This is a genomic window from Ruminococcus sp. zg-924 (assembly GCF_024433635.1).
GTDB lineage: Bacteria > Bacillota > Clostridia > Oscillospirales > Acutalibacteraceae > UBA7067.
The window spans coordinates 1-22,662 of the sequence record NZ_WNJZ01000010.1; the positions used below are offsets into that span (position 1 = coordinate 1).

Genomic DNA, 22,662 nt, shown 5'->3' on the forward strand with positions numbered 1-22,662 from the left:
TATCGTATTCAAACAAAAACAAAACTGACTCCGCTAGAAAAACGAAATCAGTTTGTTGCTTAAATTTTAATTTTAACTACATCAAGTAGGCTTTTTTGTACTGTCTGCATAACTTGGGGCAGTTCACAGTTCAAACGAGCTATTCAAGGGATTTATTTTTTAGTTTTTCAATGCCTAAAGAAACTTTTTTATTTTCTCCATATCAAAACACTCTTCGCCGATCTCGTCGACCTTTCCTTTATTAATTAAATCCTCGGTGTACTTGTAATAGGCATTGTAGTATTCAGCACAGGTATCCCACTCTGCCTTTTGGGAGTCGGTAAGTATGCTTTCGGAAACACCGTACTTACTGCAAAGTATATTGCCTAAGTATTCAGTAAACTTTTTTTGACCGTAAATATTAAGATGGTCAAGATTATAGAAATCATCAGGAGCTTCAAGACCGGTATCTTCAAAGTTTTTCTCAAAGTTAAGAAAATCATAGCCATATTCAGCTACTATATCAGCTGCGGTGTTAGTTCGCATAAATCTTGAAAGAGATTTTTTAGTTACTACGTGAGGAAATCTTGTAAAAACAACATTAGTAAGATTCTCGGATTTACAGTACTCAAGAAGCTCACGAAGATATGCTTCAGATTTTTGGGTGAGCGCCTTTTTTTGATTATTGTTTTTCAGGGTGTCATTATAGACCTTTTCCCTCGGCTTGAATATTTGAGATTTACTCTTAATACCCTTAAGCAGGTTATAACCCCTCAGCCTGTCCTGCATAATAGAAAGATTCCATTTCAAGCCGGCAGGCCAGTCATTCCATACAGAATGGTATTTTATAATAGGCACATAATGCTCAATCTGATTGTCAGGTGCAAAGCCCTGAACAAGCTCAATTTTATTACTGTCTAAAGGAATATTGTCAGCATAATTTCTGAAATTAGCTTCCTTTTCAAGTTGTTTGTCATTGCCGTAAAGCGCACCGTTTATTTCAACAACGATAAGCTTCGGGTGCTGCTGCTCTATTGCTGCCTTTATTTGGTTTTTGTAACTCGATATAATATTTGACTGCGTTGCAATAGGATAGCTTGTGAAGCCGAATTTTTCATAGGCGTATCCCGGTGCATAGCTTGAATAAATTTCGCTTGCTCCAATTAACACAACATCAATTGAATCCTTATCCTCAAGATAAAAGCCCTTGATACGCTCTCTGTTATGGTCAGCATGGCAAAGTACAAATTCCTGCAAAAATGCAGTCAGCAATACAATCGCTGTCAGAAGTGAAAGAACCTTTACAGCTCGGATAATATATTTTTTCTTTTTCATATGAACCTCTAAAACTGCATATATACAAAGTCGGCGGCATTAAAGCCTGAGCCATAAACGCCAAAAATGACAAGCGACATTACCGCTATAAACACAACTGCCCAGCGGATAATAAACGGCTTTTTGTCAAGCATACTCCGTATAGTTGTCTTTTCGTTGCGCTCCTGTATAAGACTGACAATGAATATAAGAATGACTCCCACCAAAAGCAACAGGTATTCTTTTTTGCCGAGTCCGAGCGTACTAATCTGCAAGTACCCTACTGAGAGATTTTGGTCTGTAAAGAACAGCCCAAAGGTATTTATAGCCTCAGAAAATGAAGGTGCAACATCAAAAACATAGCCGACAAGAACAACAATAAACGTCCTGAAAATTTGGAATACGGTGTACGGGAAAGACCGGGCGTTGATATGAAGCTTTTTATGAATCCATTCAAAAGTCGGCTTCATAAGAACAGACAGCATTATAATACCGCCGTTCCATACGCCGAACCCAATATACTTCCAATTTGCACCGTGCCATACGCCGACCATAAAGAACACAATAAAGGACGCTATACTTGTCGGAAGCACCTTAGCAATGTGCGCTCCGGCAACGGTTGAACCAAATTTTGTGGACTTCATCTTCTTGCTTATGTTTATAAAAAGCGATGACATTGCAAGCGGATAGAACAGGTAATTTTTAAACCAATTACCAAGCGACATATGCCATCTGCGCCAATACTCGTTGATATCCTTAGAGAAATACGGACGCTTGAAATTTTCCATCATATCTATACCGAATATCTGAGCAACGCCTCTCGAAATGTCGATACCACCGGAAAAATCTGCATAAAGCTGGAAAGCATAAAGCAAAATAGTAAACATAAGCGTCGTTCCGTTGTAGTCGCCGTAATTAGCAGTTACCGTATTGATTGCAATAACAGCTCGGTCGGCAAATATCATTTTCTTTACAAGTCCCCACAAAATCAACTGTAAGCCATGCTTAAAGCGTGTAAAATCAAAGCTGTGCGGCTCGTAAAGCTGATGAGCAAGTTGGTCGTAAATGCTGATAGGACCTTGAATAATCTGCGGAAAAAACGAAACAAACAAAGCAAACTTAAACGGATTTCGCTCGGCAGGGGTCTTTTCCCTATATACGTCTACTACATATCCCATTGACTGGAACGTGTAGAACGAAATGCCAAGCGGCAGGAAGAGGCTGAGGGTTGGAGCAGAAAAATCCATTCCAAAGGATGTGAAAATATCATTCAAACTTCCTGCAAAAAAGTTATAATACTTAAGAAAAGCAAGAATACCAAAATTCAGTACAAGCGCAAGTGCCATTACAAGGCGTTTTCTTGTCTTGATTTTGTCCTTATATTCCTTCTTCTTCTCCCTGCTCCATTCGTTTTTATTCTGTTTTATTATTGCCTTTGATGCAGTTGAAATTTTCTCAATCCATAAAGCTATAAGATATGTACTGAGGGTTGTAAACAATATAAAAGCTACATACTTATATCCTGCGAAAAGATAAAATACATAGCTTGCAACGAGTAGCACAACCCATTTTTGCTTTTTTAAAGGAAATAGAAAATACAACAGCATTGCAGCCAATACAAAAATTAAAAAGTTAAATGATGTATAGCTCAAAATATCTTCCTCTAATACAATTTATGGTGTGTTAAAAATATCGGTATAAATAAGATTGCGCAAAATTTTTAGTCCCTGTGCCTTAGAATAAAGAGATATAACAGGCATTTCTCTGCTAAGAAAAACAGCCATTCCCTCCATAGCAGAATATGCTCCCGTGCGGCAAAACACAAGCGTATCTCCTATTTCAAGCGAGTCAAACTGAGCATCTCTTGCAAGAATATCCGCTGTTGTGCAAAGGCTTCCGCAAAGAGTCCACTTCTGAAGCTTAGATTCTGCTGCTTCATTATTCTTAATATGTATGATTTTCGGAATCTGCATTCCCTGTATCTGACCGTCATACTTAAGCTGGTTAAGTCCTCCGTCACAAATTGCATAGTTTACTCCGCAATTAGTTTTAACGTCCATTACCCTTGTCAGGTAATAACCGCAGGAGGCGGCAAAAAATCTGCCCATCTCGACTGTCAGCTCATACCTATTTGAAATTTGCCTTACCTTGGCAGATATAGCCTCAAGGCGTTCCTGCTCAAGCTCGTCAGCGTTGTCCTTGAAATAGTCAACTGCAAGACCCGTGCCGTATTCAATTCGCTTAGTTTCAAATCCTGTTTCGGCTTTCAGTCTTTCAGCGAAGTGCGAAATGTAGTCAAGCTCCTTTTCGATTGCGGCAGGCTTGCGTTTTTGAGTTCCTGTGAAGTAATGCAGACCTACAAACTCAACGCCCTTATATTTGTGCCGGTTGTTAATAAGAGAGATAACGTCATTCTCGTCCATTCCAAATTGACTTCCGCCCGTAACACGGACAAGAACAGGCACTGTTATGCCTCTATTAATTGCACTGTTGTTAATAAGGGATACGTGGAGAAAGCTTTCTGCTGTAAAGGTACCGGCACCGTATTCCATAGCACGCTCAACATCTGCTGCGGTTTTGTTGACTCCTGAAAAAATGATTTTCGAGCTGTCAATTCCGGTTTTTATGCAGATTGTAAGCTCACCCGGACTGCACACCTCTATTTTATTAAACGTATCAGGAAGGCAACCGAGCAAAAACGGATTAGCTTTAATTGAAAAACACAGACCTGTTTTCTCACCAAACGCTTTTCTTACAAGATTAGCACGATTTAAGAATTCATCCTGATTAAAAATATATGACGGTGTTTTAACGTCAGCAAGAAGCTGCCTTAAAAGTGTTTCGTTCATAGAAAACCTCTTTATTATTCATCCTGAAGTTGCTCAATGAGAGCCATCATTGCCTTAGCGGAATTAAAGTTATCCGGAACAAGGTTGTTTGGCTTGATTTCAATGTCAAACGCATCATTAAGCTCGCCAACAAGCGCAACTATGTCAAAAGAGTCAAGTATGCCGTCTGTGATAAGCGCTGTTTCGTTTTCAAAATCTACGTCAGGTCTTAATTCGCCTAATATTTCCATTAATTCTTCCATTTTATTTACCTCTTTCTGTAATTTTAATTGTTTATTATGTTCTCTTGTAATTGTAATTATTTGAAATAAGTCTTTAATGCCTGCATATCAGTTTTGCCGTTTGGAAGCACTGGAAGTGCATCTAAATTTACAAGCTTTCTCGGCACCATAAACGCCGGCAGAATTCTTCTGAAATGCAGAACAATTTCTTTTGACGAAGCAATGCCTGTATAGAACAGGTACAAATGCTCCTTTTCTTTATTATACAAAGCACAGCAGTCTGAAATATTATCAAGCTGTTTTGCTGTTGCTTCTATTTCACCAAGCTCAATTCTGTGTCCCATATGCTTAATCTGACGGTCCATTCTTCCGTGAAACTCAAGAAGCCCGTCCTCGTTCCAGCTGCCGAGGTCACCTGTTTTGTAAATAAGCTCACGGTAGTTTTTATTCAGAGGATTCTGAATAAAGGATTCGTCAGTTTTTTCCGGATTGCCGTAATAGCCGAGCGCAAGAATCGGGCCTTTTACACAAATTTCGCCAATTTCGCCCTGCTGTGTTGCTGTTCCGTCTTCGTTGAGCAACATAATAGAGTAGTTCTTGTATGGAACGCCAATCGGCAAAACGGTATCGTCTGTAACCTCTTTATCAACAACATAATATGTGCAGGATGCGGTTGCCTCGGTAGGTCCGTACTGGTTAACATACATAACATCAGGCAAAGCCTGCTGCCATATTCTAAGGTATTTACCCGGCATTACTGAGCCTGAAAAACAAACCTTTTTAAGATATTCAGGCTTTAACACATCAAAAGCTCCAAGCTTTGCAGGAAGCTCAACTCCGGCAACACTCCAGCACAGAGCGGTTACCTTATTCTTATTGAGCGTATCAAAAAGCTGAGTCGGCATTGAAAACTCACTTTTAGGAATTATTACCGTTGAGGCTCCTGTTTTTATCGGCAGGTAGATATCACGTACTGCCGCAATATAGTCAAGAGGCGACTGGCTGCCGAATACATCGTTATCATCTACCTTAAGCACCTCGCTTACAGCGTCAATATAACACATAAGCGAATGATGAGAGGTAATTACGCCTTTTGGCACTCCTGTTGAACCTGAAGTAAAAATAACATAAAGCGGCGCCTGCTCATTTAAAAATGAAACAGCCTGAGCAAGCAGACTTTCGTTGCAGGGATAGTCAAGAATATCCTCCATAACAATTATTCTGCCGCTGAAATCGAGTGCACTTGCAATTTCAAGATGCTCTCTGTCAACAATCATATATTCTGCTTTAATAACATTTATGATTTGATTCAACCTTGCCTGCGGCATAGTCGCATCAATAGGTGCATAAAAACAGCCTGCCCTTACAATTCCGAGAAAGCAAGCCGGAGTAAAAATATGTCTGCCTGTCATAACAACAACAGGACTCCCCGCTGTCACAAATTCAGCAAGGTAAGAACCTATTGATTTGGTGTAGCGGTTGTATTCAGAAAAAGATATGCTCTTTTCAGAATCGGAAAAAGCAGTTTTGTTGGGATATTTTTCTGCTGTGCAGTTAAGCCAATCCAATACTGATATATTCATAAAATACCTCTGTTATATTTGCAGTTATTTTGCAAAACCTTGAAAAAGCCAATAAACCACAAGTTTCTTCATTATTCTTCATTATATTGTATGTTTTTTTGCTTTGATAGTCAAGGCTTTTTACCGCAAAGCCTTGAAAATATATCAAAATTATCTTTATCAAATATTCAGCAAGGTAATGCACGAAAAAGCCACACAATTTCAATGTTACTTTTTGACGATTTATATATATAAGAACGAATCCTTTTTAAAAGAATATTTTGTAGAACCTTAGAGATTGCACCGGATTGTTCTATTGATTATAGTACAATATAGTATATCGCAAACACTCCACTGTGTCAAGTGGGCAAGAAAAAACCGTCACACTTTCGTGGACGGTTAGGTGCATTGCCTTCGACGATTTCTTCAACCCCATCATTGTTTACTGCATAAACACCATTAAACGAACTTCCGTTGGTATATTTGGGACAATAAAGCGTATTGTTATGATATCCCATTCTTGCGCCGCTCAAGGTATTGTTATATGAATTCTCAATTTCATTTGCGCTGAAATCGCTTGCCGCTGGGTATTGCTGAGCACAGGAGCAGAAAGCTGCTGCGCAAGCAGCTGATAATAATATCGCAGTAATTTTTCTTAAAGTCTTCATATTGTCCTCCTTTTTCAGGAAAGTCGTCAATAAGACTTTATCCCAAACCTTTATTAATTAGTATTGTAGCCGTTTGGATGTGTGCTGTGCCATTTCCACGCAGTTTCAATTATCGTTGAGAGGTCGTCAAATTCAGGTTTCCAGCCAAGAACTTTCTTCGCCTTTTCGCTTGAAGCAATAAGTATTGCAGGGTCACCTGCACGGCGTTCCTCCTCAATCACCTTTATCTTCTTCCCTGTAACCTTCTTAGCTGTTTCAATCACTTCCCTAACAGAGAAGCCAACGCCATTGCCAAGGTTAAAAATATCGCTTTCACCACCGTTTAAAAGATACTCAACAGCTAAAATATGAGCCTGTGCAAGGTCGGTCACATGAATATAGTCACGAATACAGGTTCCGTCGGGAGTGTTATAGTCCGTTCCGAATATGCTTACGTGATCTCTCGTCCCGTTTGTCGCCTGCAAAATAATTGGGATAAGGTGTGTTTCAGGGTTGTGAGCCTCGCCTATTTTACCGCTTATATGCGCTCCGCAGGCATTGAAGTAGCGCAGAGAAACGTATTTTAAGCCGTGAGCTTGTTCTGTCCAATAGAACATTCTCTCCATAGCTCTTTTAGTTTCGCCGTAGCAGTTAGTTGGGTTGGTCGGGTCATTTTCAAGAATAGGAGTATGTATCGGCTCGCCATAGGTTGCCGCTGTTGATGAAAATACTATATTTTTTATTCCGTGTGCTACCAATGACTCAAGTAAAACCTTTGTACCGCACAGGTTATTATCGTAGTATTTAAGCGGATTTGTCATACTTTCACCGACAAGTGAATTTGCGGCAAAGTGTATCACGGCGTTTATACCCGTTTCCTTATCAAGAACGCTATTTATATCCGCACGATTACGCAGGTCACCCTTATAAACCTTAGCATCGGGATGAGCCGCCTCAATATAGCCTGTTTCAAAATTATCAAATATTACAACATCATTTCCTTTTTCAACAAGGCTATAAACTGTGTGTGAGCCGATATATCCTGCTCCGCCGAGCACAAGAATTTTCATTGTAAATCTCCTTTGTAATATATCTATAATTTAATTATCTAATAAAAAACATAAAATGTCAAATGTTTTTGTTTTATTGGCGTAATTTGGAAACTATTAACAGAATAAATTATTGTCAAGCTTTTTTTGCTTAATTTTTTGCGCTGTCCTAAAAACAAAACAGCACTGTTTTCTTTGACACAAATTTTAGATAAGCTATTTATTTTATAGAACATTTGTTCTATAATTATATTAGGCGGAGAAATTTGGCGGTACTGCTCTATTCAGTATCGCCGTAATATTTTTATTTGAGGTGATTTAATGGCATTACAAATTGATTATCCTATTACCGTCGACTTAAAAAAGCCGAATTGCATTCCGTCGTTTGCTGTTCAGGGTGACACAGCCGGCAGGCGACTGGTTGTAACGCTAACATCCGACGGTTCCGAGGCTGACATTTCAGATTGCTCAGCTCAGCTGAAATGCAGTTATAATAATGAAACAGTTGACATAGGTGAATGTGAGATTCTTGACAACCGAGTTATTGCGCCGCTTACAAGTGCTATGCTTGCTCATACGGGGAACCACAAGCTTCAGCTCACACTATTTGATAACACAGGTGCAGTAGTATCAAGTCCGATAATTTACATCTACGTTTCTGAATCTATCGGTGACGGAACAGCGGCAAACACACCTGAATTTTCAGCGCTCAACGCATTGACCTCAAGAATAGAAGCAACGCTTAACAACCCCGAAGTCGGAGAAAGCGAGGTTAAGGATTCAAGAGGCGGCTACAAGCTTCTTGGTGACAGAATTAATGCGATAGAAAAGTCCGCTTTAACTGCTCAGCGTTTTTTAAACGCCAAAAATTGCGTGAAGCAATCGGTCGGGTTTACGGCGGATAATATCGGCTCAGAGCACTTTCAAACAAACGGTTTAACGCTTACTGCTGAGGACGGATGCGTAGTTGCTCAAGGAACAACGGGGAATCCGGGCAGTGTTTACGCAATGTTTGATAAACCAATTCAAATTATGCGTGGCAGTAGTAAACAAATTCTCGTATCAATGAGGCTTAAAGCCGTTGAGAGCGATTTAAAGGTCTTCCCTATCGGCGGACGATATTTAGACTACTACAACTATTTGTGCGACAGCAACATTATACATTCAAACATAACCGAATATGTCGGGGCAAATTCATCCTGTCAAACTATATCCACAGGCGAATGGGTAACACTTTGGACACTTCTTGGCGACACAGGTCAGACATTTAAGCTTGGCGGTGATAAAACTGAATTTAACGGCTTAGGTGTTTACATTCCTGCTCCATCTGACGGCAGCGCACCCAAATTGATGATTCAAAGTGTGTGCGCCTATGTAAGCGATAGTGAGGAACGTGACTTATTGAGCGAGATAAAAGCCGACATAACATCAAACAGCTTCAGGATTACGGTTGCAGAAGGCAAGCTTGAAAATCACACAGCTGCTATTGATAATTTACAGACTGAAGTAAACAAAATGAGCCAAACACTCTTGACACACTCTACTGAAATCAAGAAGAACAGCGACAATGTTGCGGAGGTTAAGTCAGCTGTTGAAAACATTCAGAGGGATATTGCATCTATTACTTCCGATGTTTTGGCTGATAAACAGGCTTTTGAAGCTGTAAAATCCACTGTCAACGACAACAGTGAAAGGTTGACTGTTGCTGAAAATGATATTTCAGACGTTCAAGAGAGTGTTATGAGAATTAGCGAAGATATTGAAACACACACTAACACAGACACAGCGTTTAATACAAGAATAACTGACCTTGAGAACAAAGCTGCGACAGCATTAAAGGAAATATCAGACATAAAGGCTAACATCGGGTTGGGCGATGAAGTTGTCGGACTTCAAGTGGATTTTGAAAACAGGAAGTTCATGCGATTAGCCGGAGCTATTGATTTATCAGCCGGTACAGATTTTGATAAATTTAAAATGTATGGCGGCAGAAGGCGTTGTAATGTTGATGATGATGGTATAATCACCGCATATTACGGTGATGAAAATTATGCTGAAGATGGCTCTAACGGTCAGGTTATGGTTTATCAGCCTGCCTTTTACTACAAGGTTGTTCCTGTGATTTACGAGAAAAACAAATCGACAGGAATTGGCTATCATATGCGCAAAGCGAATTATTATGTTACATCAAGGCCGCACGATGGGTTTAAGCTTCATCCTGCATTTTTTGACGCTGACGGAAATGAAGTTGATTATATCTTATATTCTGCCTATGAAGGAAGTATGTATGAAGCCTCTACCAATAAATACATTACCGACGATTCAGATACATCAACAGATATAGATTTAAGTTCAGACCTAATCTGTTCCATATCAGGAATTAAACCGATTTCAGGCTTATATAAAAATCTTACCAGAGCAAATTTTGAAACTCTTTCGGCAAACAGAGGCACAGGCTGGCACTGTGATACTATTAAATCCGTATCTGCAAATCAATTATTAATGATGATTGAGCTTGGAACAATGAACATGCAATCGGCTATTGGTCCCGGTGTTGTTAATATTACAGACGATACAGCATACAACTGCTCTTCTATTACCGGCGCAACAAGTTTATTAGGTAACACAACCGGTCAGGCTATTCAGACGATGAATACAATCAACGGTAGTGGCAGCATATATACTGAATCCGGCAAGGTGTCAGTATCCTATCGTGGCATAGAGAATCCTTGGGGCAATATCTGGAAGTGTGTTAACGGTATTAACATCTGGGGTGACGGCAATATGGATGGCGGTCAACCTTTTATTGCCGACGACTTGAATTTTGCAGAGTCTACTCACAGCGACAATTACAAAGCTGCCGGTTTTACTATTCCAAGTGAAAGCGGATATATCAATGCAATGGGCTATGGAAAGGAAGAATACGATTGGCTGTTGATGCCTTCTGAAACAGGAGGAAATTCTTCACTTCCGGTTGGCGACTACTGCTATGCAACTGAAAACCTGAACGGATACAATATTGCACGAATTGGCGGCGGCTGGTATTATGACCGTATTGCCGGGGCTTGCTCATGGGCTTGCCATTACGGCGGTGGCACCCGTGGCAGAAATTTCGGAGGTCGATTGACTTTTATTCCGACAGCCGCAACATAATATCGTTTTTACTCAACATAGAACTATTAGACAAAACAGTGCTGTTGCAAATGACTATATTCATCTGCGGCAGCACTGTTTTTATTTATTTAATTTCAGAAAATTCTTTTTATTTTTTATCTAAAATCTTTTTTACTTTATTTAACACTACACTTATCAATTTACGATTCAAGAACAAAAATGCAGCAGTTCCGAAAACAAAATTCACTATATTCAAAACAAATTGCTGTTGAAAGCTTAAAATACACTCTACCGTTAAAATTCCTAAAACTACAAAAATATATTTGAAATCGTATTTTAGCTTTAAGAACTTCTGAACGCTTATCAAACGAAAAATGCACAGAAAAATATAGCTGACTAAAGTTGATATAGAAGCCGCATACAAGCCTATCCAATTTATAGCTACGATATCTATTACCAAATTCATTAACGCAGCCGCAATAGTAGTTGTTGCAACAATCTTTGTCTTTTTGTATGCCACATAAATTCCGCCCCAAAAAGCTGAAAGGCAATAAAAGAATATGCCCATATACAGAATCGGAATTTGGTTATAAGCCTCTGCATAATCTCCGTTTATCAGTAGCTTAAACAAAAGTGGAGTAATACCTATCAAGAATGCCATACAACCTGCTACAATATTGAAAAGAGTTGCAAACATTGAGGAATAATATCTTTCCACATCATCATCTTTTGATACCAATGTTGCATTCTCCTGCCAAGCCATATTAAATGTAGTCTGAGCAAATGATAATATGGACGGTATTTTATAAGCTACGGCATAAACCGCATTTGCCGCCAGACCCATAGAAAAGGTAATTATAATCCTATCGGAAACGTGCATTATCCACTGTGACAATGAATTTGGTACCATCGGCCAAGAGTAAGACAGCAGTCTCTTAAGCCTATGAAAGCTTAATTCACGTATGCTAATGTATCTAAATATATGCCCTTTTACCAGCAAGTAAGCTGATGATAGCAATTCGGCAACACACATTGCAGCAATTCCGCCAAACAGCCCCTCTTTTAACCAAAGAACAAGAACCAAAACAAGAATTATCTGACCTAATGCGCTTATTATAGAGCCAATGGCGTATGCGGTATTATCAGATAAACCTCTTATTATCTGTTTATTAGCATTTGAAATAATGTCGCAGAAGAAATATGCGGTTATTATGAGCTTAACCGGCAAATCAAGGTTATACATAAAAAACCACATAATAATCAATGCAACTGCTGAAACCGGAATGATAAACCCGTATATGTTAGTAATTATGGCTTTCTTTTCTTTCTCATCGTGTCGAACGTCAATCAGGTAACGAAACGCAGCCGACTGAATCTGAAGAGTTGCCGTTGGCAGAATTAACGATACAAGGGTCAATACCAAATCGTAGGTTCCGTACTCATTCTTCGTTAAAAAAGCTGTTAAGATAGGTAGTGTAATAAAAATTGCAAATTTCGGAAAGAAAGTTCCTATAGCTAAAATTGCAGTATTCTTCGCCAATGCCCCTTCTCTGCTCATAGTTGTTCAATCCCTCCGTTATTTCTTGAAATTGCAGAAATCACATTATAGATATTCTTGCTATTGACTCGCCCTGTTCGTCTTCAATTATTAAGTCACTTGCAATATCTTCTGCAAGCTCTTCCGGATTTGTTCCGTCTTTGCATCTGTACCAAATTGTTGCAAGTACCTGTGCTGTTGTTCCGTCTGCGCCCACTGTATCCCCGATGTTACACATAGGAATTATTTTAATAACTTCTTCTCTTTCGCTAACCTTATCAACACCGTCAAATCTATGTACAACTTTTCCTGTTGTTCCAATTACTTTAACCATTGCGCAGTCATTTTCAAAATACGGTGTTTCTTTATCTAATTTCCAAGAATCTCTGCAATTTCCGCTAACTGCAAATTCGATAAGCAACGCCATTTCATCTACCTTATTCTGATCCTGGATTAAAATATAATGATGACCTCCGCTCGGTCTGAAACACATTTCACAGAAATAGAATGATTTATTATCTACAAAAGTCTGAAAAGCTATCATACCGTTATTGAAACCATTTTTTTGCAGCATACCTATTACTGCATCATTTACCTCATTAATATATCTATCTGTATATTTTGAAGGGTATAAAGTATACGAAGTAATGGATGAACCGGTATCTTCTGAAATATGTAATTTTCTTTCGCAGGTAGTGGTAAGCCTGACATCTCCGTTTGCCGCAAAATAGGACGTTGCTATATTTTCACAGTCCATAAACTTTTCTACGATAACAACGCCAATGGAAGAAAAAGACATAGCGTATGAAAATGCATCATCAATGTTCTTTTCATCAATACACTTGACAACGCCTCTTGAGCCGCTGTTATCTGCAGGCTTTAAAATCACCGGATAGCCATGCTTTTCCGCTTCTTTTTTTGCTTCCTCCAAAGTAGTAACTTCTCTGCCGGGTATAACCGGAACACCTGCGTCAACACAGGCTTTTTTGAAAGCGGATTTATCTGTGGCAATTTTAAATTGATGGCTGCCACCGTAGCACGGTAGTCCACCTTTTTCGCATATTTCTTTATAGTATTCAAGATATGAATCTGTAAAGCCTGTCAAAACTCCGTCAATATGCTCCTGATTAATCAATTCCAGCACTTTATCAATATCTGAGAAACTGATGTTGTAATATTTATTTGCAATCTGCTTTGCAGGCGAAACCTCATAAGATCTGTTATCTATAACGATGGTGTATACACCCAACTCTTTTGCCCTGACAACAATATCCTTCATTATAGCTTTTCCGCCAAGAACCAACAATTTTTTTCCCTTAAGTGAACTCATACTTTTGTCTCCATTCTGCTATGCTCGGACTCATTCACAAATGCGTCAAAATATTCTTGTTCAATATCGTCATGCGTAATCGCACGTCCATCGCTGCTGTATCCCATAAATGTGCCGATTTTTGCGTTTGCCCGCATACTTGACATTTTGGGGTCAAGTGCATATCTAAACAGATTAAAAACCATTTTGCAATCCACAATGAAGCTCAAGTTTTCAACATACCACACATCATTGTCAAAGCGTTCCTGCCAAGTCCACGCCGTGTTTGTAAGCTTCCTTGGAGGACATTCCAAACCCGGCCTAACCATAAATCTACACCTATGGTGCTTATTAAAACGAATAAGATATTGAGGAAGCAGTGGTCTTGGACCAATCAGGCTCATATCTCCTTTTAAGATACTCCAAAAATTGAGCAACTCATCCAGAGAAGTTTTTCTGACAAATGTTCCGAATTTTGTTACACGCTGAGAGGCAGGAAGTAAATCTCCGTTTTCATCCCTGTCATTGCGCATATTTCTGAACTTTACGATTGTAAACACCTTTTCATTTTTTCCGATGCGCTGTTGCTTAAAAAAGATAGGAGATCCAACATCAAAAAACGTAATAATTCCGATTACAAAATTAATAGGTAATGTAATTATAAGTACAAGAGCTGAGAATAATATATCTATTATTCTTTTAACATAACGGGCATAGAAAGTACTACTGGGTACAATTTCTGCGCAATGCAGGTTGATCTCAGGTAATCTTTCTTCTGCTAAATTTTCAGCTAATTTTCTCCGCTGTTCAGTTGTCAAATCTTCCCATTTCATTGATACTGTTTCCTTTCATCTATAAATGAACAGAATATCATAATGATTCCTCGTTATTAATTAAGTCTACGCTTGCTATTCTCGGCTCAAAGCAACAGCACGGTCTTACACAAACAATCCTTACTCCGCTTGCTCTTTGAGGTCCAACCTTCAAAAATGTTGCAAGAACACTTGTATTTCCATGTAAACCAAGCGGTCCAACATCAGACTCATTTACTCTGCGGGTTATCTCTTTCTCCATTTCGCTCTGATAATCGTATGTCCCGTCAACTAATGCCTGCATCATCATAGATGAAGCCTCAAAATGAGATCTGCCTATCCCCACTGCAAGCGTGCATGGAGAACAACCAAGCTGAGCAACCGCTTCTTTTGACCACGATACAATTTCATCAATAACAACCTGTGTATTATGTTTGTGAAAAACTCTGTATGTTTTTGCTCTTATTGCAGGTCCACCGCCAAACATCATAATATGAAGGCGGATAACATCTTCTTCTGTTCTTCTTACTAAAATCGGAGAAGGCTCCACCCCTGCTGAATCGGGATTAAGTCCGCCTGACTGATCTATACGGTGACTGTCATCACCCATAATGCCCATAGGGCGACCCGGTAGCTTCCGCAAGCCTTCCTGTACGCCTTTTTTGATTGCATCAAGCATATTGCCTGTAACAGCAGAATTCGGACCGACCTCCAGCACTAAATGCGGAATACCTGAATCGTCGCACAAAGGGCTATGGTTCTTCTCAGCAGCCTCTGCATTTTCAAGAATTGTCTCCATAACCCACTTTGCTTTTTCATTTGTTTCTGCCGCTATTGCACGGCAATAGGCATCTTTCTTATCCTGTTTAAAGGTAGAACCGGCAGCAACAAGGGTATTTTTTACCAACTCTATGATACGTTCATTATCCATCAGTAAATACTCCTTCCATGCGCTGCGGCTATAATTGCAGGGTAACGGTCAACCTTTAACCGATATAACGCTTCCATTCCCAATTCAGGAAAAGCAACCAATTCCTGCTCTAAAGTTTTTTCACCCAAAAGCGCTGTAACCGGTGGGATAACTGCGTAAACCGAATTATATTTCTCTAAAGCTCTAACCGTTTCAGTATGAATTGCTCCCTTTCCGAGATGAAGCCTTACCCCCATCTTAGACAAAGGCCCAATACTCGATTCAATCTCCAGTTTATTGCTGGACGTTGGACCAACGCCTGCCGGGCTGACAGCGGTGTGAAAGATAACACTCCCCTGTAAATCTACATTGGATTCCCCACATACAATTCTGGGCAGTACAGCATCACGACCACAAAAAATATTGCCTGAAATGTAAATCATATCTCCAACATTCAGGCTCTGTATTACTTCGTCAGTAATTGGTGTGCAGATTTCCATAGCTATATCCTCACTCGTTTACCGCAAACAATTTAATGTATGCAGCCTCGTTTTCGATTACACCGTAAGCTCTCGCACGCATATAAATTTTTGTTGCCCAGTTTGTATGCGGCTTAATCTCATTCATCTTATTTAAACCGGAACCCTTTACAACTCCACCCTGCTGATTTCCGAGTATCATACAAGCATCATCGTATTCCTCTTTTGTAACAGCCATCAGAGCATTAACAAATTTTATATGAGTTGGGTGAATAACTGTTCTACCTACAAAGCCGTTGGCCTTATCAAGAATTACCTCACGAAGCAAGCCGTCAACCTCGTTATTAACGATTGGAAGACGCTTCATTAAATAATCTTCAAAATTATGCTTCGGCAATTCCTCAAACATCAATCTTTTCGGAGCACGGAAATACTCCCAAACCGGACCGGATATAACATAATCGTTATTTCTTCCGCAAACATTAATGATATCCGATAAACATTCACGAACAGTCATAATATCATAAATTGAATAGTCTACGCCTCTGCGCACACCAAACACTGAGGAAAAATCAGTTCCGCCAACACGAACCTGAAGAACGAGGTCATGGTATTTATCAAGAATTTTTTTAATTCCTACAAGCTCCTGCATTCTTGTTTCTTTATAAGCCACTTCAGGATCCTCAATGATTGGCATTCCATATAGAATCTCTCCGAAGCGCTCATTTAAGTCTTTAAGATATGCGTAATATTCATATCCGTTTTCTGCATTGAACTTTGGGAAATTGATTCCGCAGAGGGATTTAACCTGATGCTTTGTCAAGTTTTCTCCGAAATGTTTGAATTGCTCCAAATTGCGTACACGCACAAAAATCAACGGGACTCTCTGTGGGGATAATGCTCCGTTCTCAACAGCTGATGTAACCGTATCAAGCAATTTATGTACATTCTCCTCGGCTTCCGGAACCCGCTCCTCGGGACAAGCGTCTTCAAAGCATAACACAATAGTAGTTAACCCCGGCATTGCTCCCGACAAAATCTTAGGAGCGAAATCCTTTGTGCCTGGCATATACATGGTTGCACCAAGGCAATATTGAAGCAATTCACGCTCAGTATACTTATCAAAATTCTCCGGCTCAACAACAAAGCTGAAATCCGAATTATAAAGATGATGTCTCATATTCCTCTAATATCCCTCTCATTTTTAATTCATTATAAAATTCTTTATTTAATACTTCCCTTAGGTGACTGAACAGCCTCCGGATAATACTCATCAATCATACGCTTTACAAGACTAACCTGCTTAGCACGTTTTCTTGCATCGTCCTCTGTTGAGTCCCAACTGTGAGTCTGTGCAACAGAGCCGCCTGTCTTTAAATATATTGGAGCAGCAATACGAATCATTTCGGGCACCTCATAGTGACGAATGAAGCCGCCTGTTGATTTCGGGTTTTCTGTATGTATATCAATCGGGCAATCTACTGCCTGACGCATTGCAGCGAGCATCTGCAGCTGAATATCTCGCACAGGATTGATTGAATCTGCCCCGATTGTTTCCAAAAGCTTTGCGGAACACGGATTGCCGTGACCGGCATGTGCAGAAATTTTAAAATGGCAGTCTGCCGGAATCTCTCCTGCTTTACGCATCTCGTTGAGCAGCCACAAACAACCCTCGTCATAAACAAGGAAGCCTCGGCAGCCTAATTTTGCCGCTCTCTTTACATCTTCAACTGCTCTTACAATCTGCTCCTGACCACGAAGTCTGTATCCCATTCTAACTCCCTCAGGTGTATTGACAGACGCACTTGTATCAGTAGTTGCTCTGGGTCCTATTGCAAGAATCAGGTCAGTACCGTAATCTGCAGCATATTCCACCATCTTGGCAATCTCGTTATCTGTCAGGCGCATAATTCCTTGAGTCTGCGTTACACGATGTAGAGCAATGCCGTAGCTGTCCATTGCATCAAGCAAAGCTTTCATAACCTTAGGACCCTGAATACCGGGCACTTCAAAACGGTACTGTCCGCCGTCCGAAAAACGTTTTTCCGACATTGGAAGATTGTAAGCGTCACCCTCCGGCAGGTTAATAGATTTCAGAAACGCTCTTGTTTGTTCCATACTGTTCATTTATTTATCCTCCTTACGGTTCAGTTCGTTTATCAAATTATCAATAGCCTCTCTATGAGAAAAGTCAAGCGGCGGCAATTTTCCGCTTAAACCCTTGTGAATTCTGACATCAATAAATCCAGCCTTGTCTGAATATTGAAGCTGTTTCAATGCATCAATCAGCTCATACTCGTTTTCTGCAGCCTTGCCGACGGTAGCATAGCCGCAGGCTGCTGCAATAGAAGTAAAATCTATCAGATGTCCTGCTGAAGGCTGACCGCCAACAGATTCGTGAGCTCCGTTATTCAGCACAACGTGGATAAAATTCGGAGCCTTTATCTTACTGACCATAGTCATAGCACCCATATGCATCATAGCAGCAGAGTCGCCATCCAAACATACAACCTTACGTTCCGGCTTTGAAATTGCTATGCCCAAAGCTACCGATGAAGCATGTCCCATAGAACCTACGTTCAGGAAATCACACTCTTTTCCCTCACCTCTGCGTTCTCTGAGAAAAAACAACTCTCTTGTTGCCCGTCCTGTTGTAGCAGAGTAAATTGTATCCTTCGGCATATGGTCAAGAATAACCTCTATTGCCTGCTCTCTGCTCATTGGATATATGTCATCCTTGTTGTTTCCTTTTTCGCCTGCCATAACGCCTTTCGGCGCAATCAGACCATAAGGTTTGCGGCTCTTGCGAGCCTCCTCAACAGCCTTACGAACAGCTAATGCTGCTGCGTCGTCATCATCTTCAAGAACAGCATAAGGAATGTGCATTACCTCAAGCAGCTTTGTAGTAATTTCTCCCTGAAGCTCGTGCTGCGCCCAATCCCCTGTGCCGGGCTGACCTCTCCATCCAATTAACAGCAGCATCGGGACAGCATACACGTTTTCATCCACAAGCGAAGCTATCGGATTAACTGTGTTGCCTATACCGGAATTCTGCATATATACAAGCGGAATCTCTTCAGTTGCAAAATAATGACCGGACGCTATTCCGATTGCATTTCCTTCATTAGCCGCAATTATGTTTCTGTCATTCGGCACATTTTTTAAAATATAATTGCAAAATCCATTCAAGTAAGAATCCGGCACTCCCGTAAAGAAAGACACACCGTTCTTATTAAGCTCACCACAAAATCGTTCTTGATTTAACATGTTTCCTCCTAATTCATTGCATCGCCGTAAAACCTAAAATACTCCGGACTGTCTGCTTTGCATAACTTCCACGCAGACTTAAATGCGTCTACTAACTCGTCCGGAAGCGGTCCCTGCTTTATCGTTTCCATATTTTGCTTAAGGTGATTAAGCTTTGATGCACCTATGATAATTGCATCGCCTCTTTCGCTCTTTAGCATAGAATGAAACGCCATCCAGCGATAGGTTGCTTCAATAATGCTGATATCGCTATTTTCGCATACTGATTTCAGCTCATTTACCGCTTTAAAGAAACTCTCTTTCCAATAACGCTTCTGGTAGTTTGGTCGGTGAGTAAATCTGCCGTCAGTCGGAGCATCTTCAAAATTACTGTATCTGCCCGTAAGCAGACCGCCTGCCATAGGATTATACGCACAAAATCTTATACCAAAATAATTAAGTGCATCATCAAGTTCTGTTTCAGCTTTTCTTGTCAGCGGATTATAAATGCCCTCATATACCGTAGGAAGAACCCAACCGTTGCTTTTACATTTATGATAAACATCAGCTACCAGCCATGCCGGAAAGTTACTAAGTCCAAGTTCGGAAAATTTTCCTTGCTGATGCAAATCGGCACACGCTTCAAGCACCGACTCAATTGGTGTTTTTGAATCAGGAAAATGCAGATAGAACGTGTCAACGCAATCCACACCCAATCTGCTCAGAGATTCGTTAAGCTGTGCATATGCCGCAGCTCCGTCCAGCTTGCCAGTGATACGTGGATTAACCTTGGTAGAAATTTTAACGTTATCGCTGCCAAGCTCTTTTAAAGCAGCTCCTATAAGCTGCTCACTTTGACCCTCGTTATACACATAGGCTGTATCAAGCTCAGAAAATCCGTAATCAATAAAGGTTTTTATCATTTGAACAACATCATCGCCGAACACGGATTCTCCGAATGTCATCGTGCCGAGTATGAAATTTTGTACACCCACAGTACATCACTCCTTGAAAAATAATGTCTTCGAATCAATCTCTGTATGCTGTCCAAAGCTTGTAAGACAGCTAATCAAATGCTCCAATGATTCATCATCAACAAGCCCTTTGGCACAGGTCTTTAATTTCTCGATAATGTCCTCTTTTTGTAAAGGCTTTTCAGGGTCGCCTTTTGGCACTGAAACAGTTTCACTTATATACGAGTCATCTTCAAGAAAGACAGTTACCTTTGTACCTCGAATTCCTTTGCTTCGGTTTTCCATAGTTTCATCAGGTATCAAATTGATTATTTGAATCATTGATATAACCTCATCCACCATTTTAGGCGGATTCATATAGTCAACTCCATACTCACCGTACAAAAGCGCACATGCTAAGGTATAGTGAATTGAGAATTTTGTTTCGTCTGCATCCTTTGGAAAACGAATCTGTCCTGCCAGCTTTATAGCATTAGGATATATATTCACTTGAACTTTTTTAATTTTATCGGAAGAAACCCTTCGATGAAGGTTAATTGCCGCCTCTATTCCGCAGTGTGTGTGTCTGCAAGACGGATAAAGCTTAAAATAGCAGTCATGAATCAATAATTTTCCTGAGTTATCGTCAGTAATCATTGTTTCATCTATCTTTTCAGTCACAGCCTTAAACCATCCGTGAGGTCCTTCTAAGCAATTCAGCGGTCCTTTTACGCCTTCCTTGGCAAGACGAGCCGCAAATACACCTGTTTCTGCCGCCTTTGCCGGATTAATCGGCTTTATCATTTGTCTTGATTCGCTATATGTCAAAAGTCCACTTGACATCGTGCAAGCTAATGCCATAGCACTTTCTATTCCTTTTGCGTCTAATCCAATAAGCTTAGCGCAAGCCGCCGCACAAGCCGGAGCTCCCGCCATACCTGTTGAATGGAAGGATCTGTCCACCATACCGGGCTGTGCTGCTGAGGAAATACGAATATACACCTCATATCCGGCAGCTATTGCAGTCAGAATTTCATCCTGCTTTTTTTTCTCAGACTCAGCTAAAGCCAACACTGCAGGTATTATGTGAACGCCAACATGCCCCATAGCTTTTTTATTACCATCATCAAGTTCGGCACCGTGACCGTAAAGCGAATTCATAAAAGCCGCAGCTCGTGCCGGAATTTTTCGGTTTGACATCAGAACCGACGACTCTTCCGTGCCGCCCTGTGCAAAGACCGTATTCCGCACACATTTATTAAATTCGGTATTTTGTTTATACCCCGCAAATGCTGCCGCAAAAAAATCTAATAAAAGCAATCTAAGCTGATTTATATCGGCATCAGATAACCGATTAATCTTTTCAACCTTTTCGCTCAGAAACGCAGATATTTCCATACTCATTCCGGCACTCCTATTTCTAACATTTAATATCCTGCTCTCAGTATATGTGATTGGTGTGAATACCTTCGTCTTGCTTCTTTATATGCGCTGTTTATAACAATACAAGACAGAATATACAGCGTAAACAGAACGATATCATAAAACGGAATCTCAAAAAAGGCATACATCACTGTGAAAAATTGAGAGAAAATCGCTACCATAACGGCACATTTTGCTTTATTGTTTGTCATGTTTTTTACATACTTCACGCAGATATAAATCGTCCTATACAACGTAACAAGCACAGGTATCATATTCATTGTAAATCCGACAATACCGGTTTCACACAGCCACTGCAAATAGTCCATATTTACTTCGTGTCCGGAAGCATAGCCAAAAACTGTTGTAGTTAAGGAATTAAATGATTTCCAGCCTATGCCGAAAAGCTTATGCTTCTCAAACTCTGCCCACGCATAGTCATACAAAACGCTTCTGCCTGAATCGTAACTTTCGCCGCTGTTTACGTTGTCGAGAAATTGCGCTAATCTATAAAACAAGTCGCTGTCGGGGTTGTTAGATATATAGTAAGTCAGAATATAATAACCTAATACAACAACCACAAGAAAAACACCGAGTCTTATCCACTGTTTTTTCGAAGCAAACATAACACAAACTACCAAGAAAAAAGCAATAAACGATAAGAATATAACCGCCTTTTTTTGTGAGAGCAATAAGGGTATAAGCAATACGATAATCAAGCATATTACAAACACATTCTTTTTTCGATTGATTATTTGCCAAAGCAGCAGCGCAACAATAGTAATAGAAAGCAAAGCCGCTATTTCGTGTGGATTAAAAATCAGTCCAAAATAATAGCCTTGGTTATAGTAGTGGTTTGCAACATATGAATATGAATCATTTAACAACGAAAAGTAAATATTGTTGAAGGTATCCTTTAAAAAATATTGCAAAAAAACAAAAACAGCGTATATAACGGTTAGCTTTATCAAGAATCGATATACATCATAATATTTCTCGATTGCATAATCGACAAAGAAAACATAGCTGGTTATCAATATCATTACCAAAACTCGACCTATTCGCCCAACAGACGGATTATGGAATAAAACGCTAAAAAACAGGTTGGATATATACAATAACCAAACTGCAGCAGATGTATTAAAACTGATTTTTCCTTTATTAATAAAAAAGAGTAATCCAACTACCAAAAAAATCACTTCATAAAAGGGGCTACTCAAAACCCCTTCAAACAACCATTTCAGGCTAGCCGTGATAAG

The 22,662-nt window shown here is 40.0% G+C and carries 19 protein-coding genes; 1 reads left to right on the forward strand and 18 read right to left on the reverse strand.

The annotated features are described in order from the left end of the window. Nucleotides 1-174 precede the first annotated feature (174 nt). The 7 genes from GMA13_RS05920 to galE all read right to left on the reverse strand — a co-directional run bounded on the left by GMA13_RS05920 (nt 175) and on the right by galE (nt 7,642). Nucleotides 175-1,314, reverse strand: coding sequence for a hypothetical protein (locus GMA13_RS05920; protein WP_255883157.1), 1,140 nt, complete (start codon nt 1,312-1,314; stop codon nt 175-177). A gap of 8 nt (nt 1,315-1,322) precedes the next feature. Continuing rightward, nucleotides 1,323-2,945, reverse strand: coding sequence for an MBOAT family protein (locus tag GMA13_RS05925; RefSeq protein WP_255883158.1), 1,623 nt, complete (start codon nt 2,943-2,945; stop codon nt 1,323-1,325). Nucleotides 2,946-2,966: 21 nt separating this feature from the next. Continuing rightward, nucleotides 2,967-4,142 carry a diaminopimelate decarboxylase gene (locus tag GMA13_RS05930; protein ID WP_255883159.1) on the reverse strand — a complete coding sequence of 392 codons (1,176 nt, stop codon included), beginning with the start codon at nt 4,140-4,142 and terminating at the stop codon, nt 2,967-2,969. A 14-nt stretch (nt 4,143-4,156) separates the two neighbouring features. Then, nucleotides 4,157-4,384, reverse strand: a complete 228-nt coding sequence (locus GMA13_RS05935; RefSeq protein ID WP_255883160.1) for an acyl carrier protein — start codon at nt 4,382-4,384, stop codon at nt 4,157-4,159. 56 nt (nt 4,385-4,440) lie between these two features. Then, nucleotides 4,441-5,946: an amino acid adenylation domain-containing protein gene (locus GMA13_RS05940; RefSeq protein WP_255883161.1), complete on the reverse strand. Its 1,506-nt coding sequence runs from the start codon at nt 5,944-5,946 to the stop codon at nt 4,441-4,443. Nucleotides 5,947-6,284: 338 nt separating this feature from the next. Beyond that, entirely contained in the window at nt 6,285-6,593 is a 309-nt protein-coding gene (locus tag GMA13_RS05945; RefSeq protein ID WP_255883162.1) for a hypothetical protein, read from the reverse strand. Between the two features lie 53 nt (nt 6,594-6,646). Next, nucleotides 6,647-7,642: a UDP-glucose 4-epimerase GalE gene (gene galE / locus GMA13_RS05950; protein WP_255883163.1), complete on the reverse strand. Its 996-nt coding sequence runs from the start codon at nt 7,640-7,642 to the stop codon at nt 6,647-6,649. A 300-nt stretch (nt 7,643-7,942) separates the two neighbouring features. Between galE and GMA13_RS05955 the strand changes: the two genes are divergently transcribed. Beyond that, nucleotides 7,943-10,774, forward strand: coding sequence for a hypothetical protein (locus tag GMA13_RS05955; protein WP_255883164.1), 2,832 nt, complete (start codon nt 7,943-7,945; stop codon nt 10,772-10,774). Between the two features lie 109 nt (nt 10,775-10,883). Here GMA13_RS05955 and GMA13_RS05960 read toward each other — a convergent pair whose 3' ends face one another. From GMA13_RS05960 to GMA13_RS06010, 11 genes are read right to left on the reverse strand one after another with little or no spacing between them, the layout of a single operon-like run. Beyond that, nucleotides 10,884-12,293, reverse strand: a complete 1,410-nt coding sequence (locus tag GMA13_RS05960) for a lipopolysaccharide biosynthesis protein (protein WP_255883165.1) — start codon at nt 12,291-12,293, stop codon at nt 10,884-10,886. A 40-nt stretch (nt 12,294-12,333) separates the two neighbouring features. Next, nucleotides 12,334-13,602, reverse strand: coding sequence for an acetyl-CoA carboxylase biotin carboxylase subunit family protein (locus GMA13_RS05965; RefSeq protein WP_255883166.1), 1,269 nt, complete (start codon nt 13,600-13,602; stop codon nt 12,334-12,336). Then, a complete protein-coding gene (locus tag GMA13_RS05970) occupies nt 13,599-14,414 on the reverse strand; it encodes a sugar transferase (protein ID WP_255883167.1) in 816 nt (271 codons plus the stop codon). Before GMA13_RS05970 ends, GMA13_RS05965 begins: the two co-directional genes overlap by 4 nt. Before the next feature lie 37 nt (nt 14,415-14,451). Beyond that, a complete protein-coding gene (locus GMA13_RS05975) occupies nt 14,452-15,324 on the reverse strand; it encodes a fumarate hydratase (protein WP_255883168.1) in 873 nt (290 codons plus the stop codon). Beyond that, nucleotides 15,324-15,803 (reverse strand): fumarate hydratase C-terminal domain-containing protein, encoded by a 480-nt coding sequence (locus tag GMA13_RS05980; protein ID WP_255883169.1) that lies wholly within the window; start codon nt 15,801-15,803, stop codon nt 15,324-15,326. The genes GMA13_RS05975 and GMA13_RS05980 overlap by 1 nt, the downstream gene beginning before the upstream one ends. A 10-nt stretch (nt 15,804-15,813) precedes the next feature. After that, nucleotides 15,814-16,962: an HpcH/HpaI aldolase/citrate lyase family protein gene (locus GMA13_RS05985; protein WP_255883170.1), complete on the reverse strand. Its 1,149-nt coding sequence runs from the start codon at nt 16,960-16,962 to the stop codon at nt 15,814-15,816. Nucleotides 16,963-17,006: 44 nt separating this feature from the next. After that, entirely contained in the window at nt 17,007-17,909 is a 903-nt protein-coding gene (locus tag GMA13_RS05990) for a peptidase (protein WP_255883171.1), read from the reverse strand. Beyond that, the gene (gene aepY, locus GMA13_RS05995) at nt 17,910-19,049 is read right to left on the reverse strand and encodes a phosphonopyruvate decarboxylase (RefSeq protein WP_255883172.1); all 1,140 of its coding nucleotides are present in this window, start codon (nt 19,047-19,049) and stop codon (nt 17,910-17,912) included. Nucleotides 19,050-19,057: 8 nt separating this feature from the next. Further along, nucleotides 19,058-20,023 (reverse strand): aldo/keto reductase, encoded by a 966-nt coding sequence (locus tag GMA13_RS06000; RefSeq protein ID WP_255883173.1) that lies wholly within the window; start codon nt 20,021-20,023, stop codon nt 19,058-19,060. Nucleotides 20,024-20,029: 6 nt separating this feature from the next. After that, nucleotides 20,030-21,385: an MmgE/PrpD family protein gene (locus GMA13_RS06005; RefSeq protein ID WP_255883174.1), complete on the reverse strand. Its 1,356-nt coding sequence runs from the start codon at nt 21,383-21,385 to the stop codon at nt 20,030-20,032. A gap of 23 nt (nt 21,386-21,408) precedes the next feature. After that, nucleotides 21,409-22,446, reverse strand: coding sequence for an O-antigen ligase (locus GMA13_RS06010; RefSeq protein ID WP_255883175.1), 1,038 nt, complete (start codon nt 22,444-22,446; stop codon nt 21,409-21,411). Between the last annotated feature and the right edge of the window lie 216 nt (nt 22,447-22,662).

Bases quoted from the DNA above. Each gene is read 5' to 3' on its own strand.
- GMA13_RS05920 (WP_255883157.1), bottom strand. From the start codon at position 1,314: ATGAAAAAGAAAAAATATATTATCCGAGCTGTAAAGGTTCTTTCACTT.
- GMA13_RS05930 (WP_255883159.1), bottom strand. From the start codon at position 4,142: ATGAACGAAACACTTTTAAGGCAGCTTCTTGCTGACGTTAAAACACCG.
- GMA13_RS05935 (WP_255883160.1), bottom strand. From the start codon at position 4,384: ATGGAAGAATTAATGGAAATATTAGGCGAATTAAGACCTGACGTAGAT.
- GMA13_RS05940 (WP_255883161.1), bottom strand. From the start codon at position 5,946: ATGAATATATCAGTATTGGATTGGCTTAACTGCACAGCAGAAAAATAT.
- GMA13_RS05945 (WP_255883162.1), bottom strand. From the start codon at position 6,593: ATGAAGACTTTAAGAAAAATTACTGCGATATTATTATCAGCTGCTTGC.
- galE (WP_255883163.1), bottom strand. From the start codon at position 7,642: ATGAAAATTCTTGTGCTCGGCGGAGCAGGATATATCGGCTCACACACA.
- GMA13_RS05955 (WP_255883164.1), top strand. From the start codon at position 7,943: ATGGCATTACAAATTGATTATCCTATTACCGTCGACTTAAAAAAGCCG.
- GMA13_RS05960 (WP_255883165.1), bottom strand. From the start codon at position 12,293: ATGAGCAGAGAAGGGGCATTGGCGAAGAATACTGCAATTTTAGCTATA.
- GMA13_RS05965 (WP_255883166.1), bottom strand. From the start codon at position 13,602: ATGAGTTCACTTAAGGGAAAAAAATTGTTGGTTCTTGGCGGAAAAGCT.
- GMA13_RS05970 (WP_255883167.1), bottom strand. From the start codon at position 14,414: ATGAAATGGGAAGATTTGACAACTGAACAGCGGAGAAAATTAGCTGAA.
- GMA13_RS05975 (WP_255883168.1), bottom strand. From the start codon at position 15,324: ATGGATAATGAACGTATCATAGAGTTGGTAAAAAATACCCTTGTTGCT.
- GMA13_RS05980 (WP_255883169.1), bottom strand. From the start codon at position 15,803: ATGGAAATCTGCACACCAATTACTGACGAAGTAATACAGAGCCTGAAT.
- GMA13_RS05985 (WP_255883170.1), bottom strand. From the start codon at position 16,962: ATGAGACATCATCTTTATAATTCGGATTTCAGCTTTGTTGTTGAGCCG.
- GMA13_RS05990 (WP_255883171.1), bottom strand. From the start codon at position 17,909: ATGAACAGTATGGAACAAACAAGAGCGTTTCTGAAATCTATTAACCTG.
- aepY (WP_255883172.1), bottom strand. From the start codon at position 19,049: ATGTTAAATCAAGAACGATTTTGTGGTGAGCTTAATAAGAACGGTGTG.
- GMA13_RS06005 (WP_255883174.1), bottom strand. From the start codon at position 21,385: ATGAGTATGGAAATATCTGCGTTTCTGAGCGAAAAGGTTGAAAAGATT.
- GMA13_RS06010 (WP_255883175.1), bottom strand. From the start codon at position 22,446: ATGATATTGATAACCAGCTATGTTTTCTTTGTCGATTATGCAATCGAG.